1 protein-coding gene and 1 pseudogene are annotated in these 391 nt (G+C 66.8%); both read left to right on the top strand.

The annotated features are described in order from the left end of the window. Positions 1–211: hypothetical protein (locus tag EOA27_RS41800; RefSeq protein ID WP_210214217.1), on the top strand; the 211-nt coding region annotated here is incomplete at its 5' end. Further along, a pseudogene (locus tag EOA27_RS40235) lies at positions 208–391 on the top strand (HrpE/YscL family type III secretion apparatus protein); the annotation flags it as partial. The gene EOA27_RS41800 and the pseudogene EOA27_RS40235, both read left to right, overlap by 4 nt.

The following is a 391-nucleotide window of genomic DNA, read 5'->3' as shown; positions in this document are numbered from 1 at the left end:
GTCCTTGCAGCCCTTGGAAGATATTCACGATCGCGTCTATGCCGATGGGCTGAGCTGCCTTGGCGCGTGGTGTCAGGCGATGCCCGGCGAGACGAGCATGCGGGTTCGCCTCAAGCTGATGCCGCACGGGTCTGTCGACGCAGCGGCGGCCGAAGCATTTGCCGCTGCCGGTCCGGCGATTGTTCGACGAGCGATGAGCGAGACGAGATGATCGAACCGGGCAAAGCGATCGACGCCATGCCGAGACGCCCTTCTGCGCGCATCCTGCGCGCCGCGGAAGCGCGCGCCTGGCAGGATGGGCACGCCTTTCTCGACGAGGCGAGGCACGATGCGCAGCAGTTGCGCGAAGCCGCCCGGCGAGCCTACGCGGCCGAATATGCGCAGGGCTATG

It is taken from the genome of Mesorhizobium sp. M2A.F.Ca.ET.037.01.1.1, from assembly GCF_003998075.1.
Taxonomy (GTDB): Bacteria; Pseudomonadota; Alphaproteobacteria; order Rhizobiales; family Rhizobiaceae; genus Mesorhizobium.
The sequence above is the reverse complement of the archived record's forward strand: the minus strand, read 5'-3'. Positions and strand labels throughout refer to the sequence as shown.